General features: G+C 74.5%; 8 protein-coding genes and 1 tRNA gene. 6 read left to right on the forward strand and 3 right to left on the reverse strand.

What is annotated here, in order from left to right; all coding sequences use genetic code 11:
- Positions 1 to 155 precede the first annotated feature (155 nt).
- Together L1885_RS22330 and L1885_RS22335 are read left to right on the forward strand one after the other, a co-directional pair.
- On the forward strand, positions 156 to 986 hold the full coding sequence (locus tag L1885_RS22330) for an aminotransferase class IV (protein WP_235798958.1): 831 nt from the start codon (positions 156 to 158) through the stop codon (positions 984 to 986).
- A 74-nt stretch (positions 987 to 1060) separates the two neighbouring features.
- Positions 1061 to 1900, forward strand: coding sequence for a GNAT family N-acetyltransferase (locus L1885_RS22335; RefSeq protein ID WP_235798959.1), 840 nt, complete (start codon positions 1061 to 1063; stop codon positions 1898 to 1900).
- A gap of 156 nt (positions 1901 to 2056) precedes the next feature.
- Here the strand turns inward: L1885_RS22335 and L1885_RS22340 are convergent, their stop codons facing one another.
- Complete coding sequence (locus L1885_RS22340) at positions 2057 to 2575, reverse strand: DsbA family protein (protein ID WP_235798960.1); 519 nt, start codon at positions 2573 to 2575, stop codon at positions 2057 to 2059.
- A gap of 193 nt (positions 2576 to 2768) precedes the next feature.
- On the opposite strand from L1885_RS22340, the gene L1885_RS22345 reads away from it, so the two are divergent.
- The gene (locus tag L1885_RS22345; protein ID WP_235798961.1) at positions 2769 to 3230 is read left to right on the forward strand and encodes a hypothetical protein; all 462 of its coding nucleotides are present in this window, start codon (positions 2769 to 2771) and stop codon (positions 3228 to 3230) included.
- Between the two features lie 157 nt (positions 3231 to 3387).
- Positions 3388 to 3558 carry a hypothetical protein gene (locus L1885_RS22350; protein ID WP_235798962.1) on the forward strand — a complete coding sequence of 57 codons (171 nt, stop codon included), beginning with the start codon at positions 3388 to 3390 and terminating at the stop codon, positions 3556 to 3558.
- A gap of 50 nt (positions 3559 to 3608) precedes the next feature.
- On the opposite strand, the gene L1885_RS22355 is transcribed toward L1885_RS22350, so the two are convergent.
- Both L1885_RS22355 and L1885_RS22360 read right to left on the reverse strand, forming a co-directional pair.
- A complete protein-coding gene (locus L1885_RS22355) occupies positions 3609 to 4178 on the reverse strand; it encodes a CGNR zinc finger domain-containing protein (RefSeq protein WP_235798963.1) in 570 nt (189 codons plus the stop codon).
- Between the two features lie 263 nt (positions 4179 to 4441).
- Complete coding sequence (locus L1885_RS22360) at positions 4442 to 4855, reverse strand: SsgA family sporulation/cell division regulator (RefSeq protein WP_003959770.1); 414 nt, start codon at positions 4853 to 4855, stop codon at positions 4442 to 4444.
- Positions 4856 to 5045: 190 nt separating this feature from the next.
- Between L1885_RS22360 and L1885_RS22365 the strand changes: the two genes are divergently transcribed.
- Positions 5046 to 5438: a TIGR02611 family protein gene (locus L1885_RS22365; protein WP_235798964.1), complete on the forward strand. Its 393-nt coding sequence runs from the start codon at positions 5046 to 5048 to the stop codon at positions 5436 to 5438.
- 64 nt (positions 5439 to 5502) lie between these two features.
- Positions 5503 to 5574, forward strand: a tRNA-Val gene (locus tag L1885_RS22370).
- Positions 5575 to 5787: the final 213 nt, after the last annotated feature.

Here is a 5787-nt window from a genome sequence, read left to right on the forward strand (position 1 = left end):
CGCCCGCGGGTACGCCGACCGCGGCTGCCGGGACGTCCGGGCCCGGGCGCCCTCCCGGGCGAGGTCCGAGGCCGCGGCGGGCACCGTGCGCCGGGCCGCCCGCTCGCGCGCGGTAGCGTCGGAGGCGTACCAGGCGATCGGGAGGATCGGGCGACATGAAGATCTGGGTGAACGGCGGGCTGCGAGCGGCGGACGAGGCCCACGTGTCCGTCTTCGACCACGGACTGACCGTCGGCGACGGTGTGTTCGAGACACTCAAGGCGGTGCACGGGCGGCCCTTCGCGCTCACCCGCCACCTCGACCGCCTCGCGCGCTCCGCGCGCGGCCTCGCGCTGCCGGAGCCGGACCTCGACGAGGTGCGGGCCGCCTGCGCCGCCGTGCTGGAGGCCACGCCCATGCCGCTCGGCCGGCTGCGCATCACGTACACCGGCGGGCTCGCCCCGCTCGGCTCCGACCGGGGCGACGGGGGCGGCACCCTCGTGGTCGCCCTGAGCGAGGCCCGGCCGGCACCGGCCTCGACCGCCGTGATCACCGTGCCCTGGGTGCGCAACGAACGCGGCGCACTGGCCGGCCTCAAGACCACCTCCTACGGGGAGAACGTCCTCGCGCTCGCACGCGCCCACGAGCAGGACGCCTCCGAGGCCCTGTTCGCGAACACGGTCGGCCGGCTGTGCGAGGGCACGGGCTCCAACGTCTTCGTCGTCCTCGACGGGGAACTGCACACGCCCCCGCTGGCCTCAGGCTGCCTCGCCGGCATCACCCGGGCGCTGGCCGTGGAGTGGGCCGGTGCGCGGGAGAGCGACCTGCCGATGGACGCGCTGCGCAGCGCGGAGGAGGTCTTCCTGACGTCGAGCCTGCGCGACGTGCAGGCGGTGCACCGCGTGGACGACCGGGACCTCGGCGACGCCCCCGGACCGGTCACCGCGAAGGCGATGCGGATCTTCCAGGAGCGCGCCGCCGCCGATCCCGACCCGGTCGCGGTCTGAGCGCGCCGGGGCGCCGGGCGGGCCGCGGCGGCGGGGGGTGACGTCCGGCCCCCGCGCCGGGTAGAACACCAGGGATGACCACCACCCTGCGGCCGACCGGGCCGCTCAGCGAGACCCCGGACGGCGTCAGGAACCGCGCCTACCAGGTCTGTGTGAACAGCCGTCCCGTCGGCGCCGTCGAGCTCGGCACCGATCCGTCCTTCGGGCCCACCGCGGGCGTCGTGCACGCCCTGCGCATCGACGAGGCGGACCGCCGAAGGGGCCGGGGCACGGTCGCCGCGCTCGCCGCCGAGGAGGTGCTGCGCGGCTGGGGCTGCCGGCAGGTGCTCGCCTCGATGCCCGCGGACGCCGCCGTCCCGCGCCGCATGCTGCAGGCGCTCGGCTACGGCGAGCGCAGCGTCAACATGGTCAAGGACCTGACTCCCGCAGCGCCGGCGCTGCCGCCCGGCGTGAGCGAACGGCCCATGGACGCGCGTGAGTTCGCACAGTGGTCGGCGGGAGCCGACGCCCGCTTCTCGGCCAACTGGGCCAGCCGGGGCATGACGCGGGAGCAGGCCCGCGCCAAGGCCGAGGCGAGCCGGCGGCAGAACCTGCCCGACGGGCTCGCCACCCCCGGCACCGCCTTCCGGGTGCTGGCCGTGCGGGGCGCCGACGTCGGGCGGGTGTGGGTCGCCCGGCAGGAGGTGGTGCCGGGGGTGCCCGGCGCGTACGTGTACGAGGTGGAGGTGGACGCCGCCGACCGGGGGCGCGGTCACGGGCGGACGCTGATGGGCGTGGCGGAGCGGGTGGCCCTGGACTGGGACGCGCGCATGCTCGGCCTGCACGTCTTCACGGACAACGTCCCCGCCGTCCGCCTCTACGCCTCGCTCGGCTACCGCGTCACGGCCCGCCACTTCGCCAAGCGCCTGCTGTGAGGGCGGACGCCCGCGCCCGGTGACGGCGGCCGGGGCGCCCCCGGCGTGGTCCCCGGGCGGCGGGCGCTCAGGTTCCGGCCGGGGCGACCGGGCGCGCCCGGCACCGTGCGACGCGGCCGCGACGGCAGGGGGACGCGCCGGTACCGGGGCGGGGAGTCAGCCCGCCAGCAGGCGGTCGGCGATCTCCTCGATCCGCTCCCGCACCCCGTCCTGGTCCTTGCTCGCGTCGAGCAGCTGCCCGCCGATCTCGTAGGTGGGCGTGCCCCGGACGCCGATCGCCTTCCCCTCGGCCTGGTCCGCGTCCACGACGAGGAAGTGCCGGCCGTCGACGAGGGCGGTGTCCATCTCCTCCGCGTCGAGACCGAGCTCGCGCGCCGCCTCGACGAGCACCTCCTCGCCGCGTGCGCCCAGCTCGTCCGTGCGCGCCAGCACGGCGGCCGCGTAGGCCCAGCCGCTGCCCTGCGCCGCGGCCTCCTCGGCGGCCTGCGCCGCGGCGAAGGCGTGCCGGTGCTTCTCCAGCGGGAAGTGCCGCAGGCGGACCTCGACGCGGTCCCCGTACTTCCCGCGCAGCGCGTCGAGGTCGTCGAGGGCGCGGTGGCAGTCGGGGCACTGGAGTTCGCACCACACGTCGAGGACGACGGGGCTCGCGGGAGAGGGCGCCGGGGAATCGTTCATGGACGCAGTCTCCCAGCACGGTGACGGGCGGCCCAAACGCGACCTGGGGAGGAGGCCGCCCCCCACTTCCCCCTGAGGTCCGCCGGGGACGTGGCCCCGACGGGGAGGTCGGGTGCAGGATGGAGGGGTAAATAAGGGTTCGAATCGAATGCGACGGGCCGGCAGCCGGCCGTCGGACCGCCAGGAGGACCGGATGATTGCCGAGACCATCTGCGCCGCGGTGTCGGCCGCGGGGCTGGGGATCGCCGCTGTCACGGCGTACCGCAAGCGGTTCCTGACCGCCACGAAGATCGCCGCCTTCGCGCTCGTCCCCATCGGGCTCGCGATGACGGGCGTCGTGAAGTGGGTCGCCCACACGGCCTTCAGCCCGACGGCGTGGGCCGGCTTCGGGGTGCTTGCCGTCGCGGTGGTGCTGTGGCTCGTGACGCGCGCGGTGGACCGCCGCCTCGGCACGACGCGCAAGGAGCGGCGGCAGGCGAAGGCGGCCCGCCGGGAAGCGGTCGCCCCCGATGCCTCGGCGCCCTCCCTCACCGCCGGCGGCAGGCCCGCCGCGCAGCCCTCGGCCGCACCCCGCGCGAAGGGCGGCGCGGCGCCGCAGCAGAAGCCCGAGGACTTCAGCGACATCGAGGCGATCCTCAAGAAGCACGGCATCTGACCTGGCCCGCTTGCCGGGCACGAGGGCAGGCATGGGCCCCGCGATGATCAAGGGTGGTCGGATAATGGACGCGCCTCGACGAATTCAGGTGAAGTCCTTGCCCTAGCTGCTCCGTTGGTCAGGAGCACTCTCCGGGCTGCGTCATCATCTGTCCGAGATGCTCGATACCTCCGGGGATCAGTCCCCCGTACCGCCGGAACAGTACGTTCCCTCCGAAGAGCAGCGCGGCTGCCTCTTCGCACTGTCCCAGCCGCCCCTGATGATCTTTCTGGCCGTGGTCGGATCGCTTCTGCTCGCGGGGGCGCTCCACGACCTCTTCGTCCTGTGAGCGCCGCCCGTGCGGCGCTGCTGCGCCCCGGCGCGCCCCGGCCGCCGTGCTCAGCCCGCCGCTTCCTTGCGGCGGGCCCGGTACGCGGCGACGTGCAGCCTGTTCCCGCAGGTACGGCTGTCGCAGTAGCGGCGCGAGCGGTTGCGGGAGAGATCCACGAAGGCGCGGCCGCAGTCCGGCGCCTCGCACCGGCGCAGCCGCTCGTGCTCGCCCGCGACGACGATGAACGCGAGGGCCATGCCGCAGTCCGCGGTCAGGTGGTCCGCGACCGAGGCGCCCGGCGCGAAGTAGTGCACGTGCCAGTCGTAGCCGTCGTGGTCGGTGAGCCTCGGCGTGGTGCCGGCCCCGGCGACCAGCCGGTTGATGAGCGACGCGGCCGCGGCGGCGTCCGGCGCCGCGAACACCTCCGCGAAGCGGGCGCGCACGTCGTGCAGGGCTCCAAGGTCCCGCGCGTCGACGCTCGTCACCTCGCTGATCTCGTGGCGGCGCACGAAGGCGAACAGCGCGTCCACGTCGGCCAGGCCGTCGGCGGGGTCGCCGCCCGTCGTGCCGTCCGGCGCTGTGTTCACCAGGTCGACCACCGTGTCGAGGGCGATCCGGGTGTCATGGGGGATCTGCACACGTCGACTCTAGTCGCCGCTCCTGCGGTGCACGGGTGGCGAAGGAGCGCCGGCAGGAGGCGGCCCGCCCCACCGGGGGCCGGGGTGCCCCGCCGGGGCGGCGGCGCCGTCCTGCGCGCGGGGGCGCCGCGGGGGCGCCGGAACACGCCGGCGCCGCGGCCGCGGTGGATTCCGCGGCAGCGACGCCGGTCGGGTTCACGCTGGTGCCTCCGCGTGGTGCCGTCCCCCCGAGTCGGACGGCACCACGCAGCTCTCGGCCTGGCTCAGCTCTCGGCCAGGATGTGTGAGAGCTCCGTATCGAGATCGAAGTGACGGTGCTCGGTACCGGGTGGCACCGCGGCATCCGTGCGCTTCAGGAAGGATTCGAGGGCCCGCGCCGGGGCTTCGAGCAGGGCCTCGCCCTCCGGGGAGCTCAGAGCGATGCAGACGACGCCCTGACCGTGGCTGCGGGACGGCCAGACACGGACGTCGCCGGTACCGGTGGGCCGGTGCAGCCCCTCGGCGAGCAGGTCGCGGGCGAAGACCCATTCGACCGTCTCTTCGGCTCCGGTGTGGAAGGTGGCGTGCACGGCGTAGGGATCGGCCGTGTCATACCGCAGGCCCGCGGGTACAGGCAGTGAGGACTCGCTCGACACAACGAGGCGCAGGTGCAGCTCGCAGCTGACCGTGGTGTTCATAAGCGCCAGGGCCTTTCGCTCAGTGTGCGCTCGGGGATTCGCACGTCGGCGAAATCGACATGCCACTTACGGTGCCGTTGTAAACCCCTCTGACCTTTTTGTGCGGCTTGAGGTCCCTCGTGCGGCCCTGGGTATGTTTGTCCCACTCGGCTGAACCGGTGAACGGGCCCGGGTCGGTTAAGTTGTACGCATGGACGCGGAGCGTGACGAAGCGCGCCTGGGGTCGCGCGCGCCCCATTTCATCCAGGCCTCCCGCCCCCTCCACCTCGTGTGGAAGGTGGGAGTGTTCGTCGTGGGACTCGGCGTGATCGGCGGCGGGATCATCCTGCTGCCCCTGCCCGGACCGGGGTGGCTGGTGATCTTCGGTGGCGTGGCGCTGTGGGGCACGGAGTTCGTCTGGGCGCAGCGGATGCTGCGCTGGGCGAAGCGCAAGGTGACCGCGGCGGCACACCGGGCGGCCGCTCCCGAGCACCGGCGCCGCAACATCGTGCTCGGCGCCCTGGCCCTCGCCGTCGTCGCCGCGCTCGTGGCGGTCTACGTCTGGCAGTTCGGCGCCGTGCTGCCCTGGCGGATCCGCGGGTAGCCCGCGACGCCCGGAAAGCGGTGCGGGGGCACCCCTGACTTGGGGTAATGTGTGCCCTGCGCACGGGCGATTAGCTCAGTGGGAGAGCGCTTCGTTCACACCGAAGAGGTCACTGGTTCGAACCCAGTATCGCCCACCCGTCGCGAAGCCCCCGGAACGGCCGTTCCGGGGGCTTCGCCGTTTCCTCCGGGCCCGATACGGCCTGGCTCCCGGACCGCCGCGCCCCCCGGACCCCGCACTCGCGGACCCCGCACCCGCCGGACCCCGGGCCCCTGAGCCCGCGCGGCTACGGACGGCGGGCGGCCCCCCGCCGGCCCTCGCGGTCGGTGACCGGCCCGGTGCCCGCCCG

It is taken from the genome of Streptomyces fuscigenes (assembly GCF_021556455.1).
Lineage (GTDB): Bacteria > Actinomycetota > Actinomycetes > Streptomycetales > Streptomycetaceae > Streptomyces > Streptomyces fuscigenes.